This window comes from Actinacidiphila sp. bgisy167, assembly GCF_965342175.1.
GTDB lineage: Bacteria > Actinomycetota > Actinomycetes > Streptomycetales > Streptomycetaceae > Actinacidiphila.
Genome location: NZ_CBDRBL010000200.1, coordinates 1 through 1,442, shown reverse-complemented (window position 1 = coordinate 1,442; position 1,442 = coordinate 1). Strand labels below are relative to the sequence as shown.

General features: G+C 72.1%; 2 protein-coding genes. Both read left to right on the top strand.

The window, feature by feature from the left end:
• A partial coding sequence (locus ACRWND_RS30750) for a transposase (protein WP_431955246.1) occupies positions 1-1,040 on the top strand: 1,040 nt, incomplete at its 5' end.
• Positions 1,041-1,276: 236 nt separating this feature from the next.
• Entirely contained in the window at positions 1,277-1,438 is a 162-nt protein-coding gene (locus ACRWND_RS30745; RefSeq protein WP_431955244.1) for a hypothetical protein, read from the top strand.
• Positions 1,439-1,442: the final 4 nt, after the last annotated feature.

The window sequence follows — 1,442 nt, the reverse complement described above, 5'->3', positions numbered from 1 at the left end:
CCGCGCGGGCGCTGGCCGCGCTGCCGGTCACCGAGCGAGCGAAGGCTGTGTTCGGGCCGGTCACCATCGACCTGGACGCGAAGGACATCGAAGTGTTCTCCACCCGCAAGGACCAGGTGGTCCGCTCCTACAAGGGCGAGATAGCGGGGCGGGTGCACGCCGCGCACTGGGCCCAGGCCGGGGTGGTGCTGGTCGCGGATCTGCTCGACGGCCGCTCGGACGGCCGCACCCACGCTCCAGCACAGATCGACCGGGCGGTGGACGCCGTGCGCGCTGCCGGGGCCAGCGGTCCGGTCCTGTTCCAGGGCGATTCCGGCTACTACGCGGGCAAGGTCGCCGAGAAGATCGTGGCCCGCCAGGCACTGTTCCGGCTCGGGGTGCCGCGCAGCAAGCCGTTGTGGCGGGCCGTTGCCAGGGTCGACGAGGACGATTGGATCGACGCGGTCGACTACCCGCAAGCGCAGGTCGCACTGCTGGACTACGTGCCGACGGGCTGGCCCCAGGGCACCCGGATACTCGCCCGGCGGGTGCGCTACGACGCCGCCGAGCTGTCGGCCGACCCGCGCTCGCGTCGCTCGCGCACCGTCGGCAAGGATCAGCTCGCCCTGGTCCTGGACGGGATCGCCGACACCGCATACGCCTACTCGTTCATCGCCACCAACCAGGACCTGGACCTGGACGAGGAGATCGCACAGGCGGAGTGGGAGTTCCGCCGCCGCACCAAGGTCGAGGAGCTGTTCCGCGACACCGCCCACGGCGCCGGCCTCAATCACCTGCCGTCGGCATCCCACCCGGTCAACGCCATGTGGATGTGGGGCGCCCTGTTGGCCTACAACCTGGCCGCCTGGCTGCAGATGCCCGTCCCCATCGGCTCGGCCCGCCGCCGCATGGCCACCGTGCGCCGCCTGCTGATTGCCCGCGCCGCCCGGCTGACCACCACCGCCCGCCGCCACGAACTGCACTTCGCACCCACGGCCAGCGCGTTGATCGCCACCGCCCTGGCGAGGATCCGCGCCGCCCGACCTCCCCTGGCTTCCTGACCCATCGTCCCGACCTGGCCCGAACCACGCCGAATTGCCCTGGAAAGCCGTCCACCCGGCACGACAGCCGGGTGCCACCCGTGCCCCCCACCCCGATCACGCAGCTCACCGGCCGACGGCGAGCACAACTACACCACCGTCGGCCGCTACCTGCGGTTTCGGGTCAGAGGGCGGTGATGTCGCGGGACACGAACCGGTGGGCGCATCGCGGGCAGGTACGCGCCCACGTCGCGACCATGTGGCCCCTTTCCCAGGGCGAACTGCTCGCCCGGCTGGAAACCGCCCTCGACGCCCTGGTCTCGGACCCGGCCGCCCTCATCACCGGCGAGCCCGCCCTGCTGGGCCGCCAGCGCCAAGGGGAAACCGCCGGCGGGCACCTCCGCACCGCTCAACTTTGAAGCC

What these genes read in the sequence shown, in the direction of transcription:
- ACRWND_RS30745 (WP_431955244.1), top strand. Translation starts at nt 1,277, where the DNA reads ATGTGGCCCCTTTCCCAGGGCGAACTGCTCGCCCGGCTGGAAACCGCC.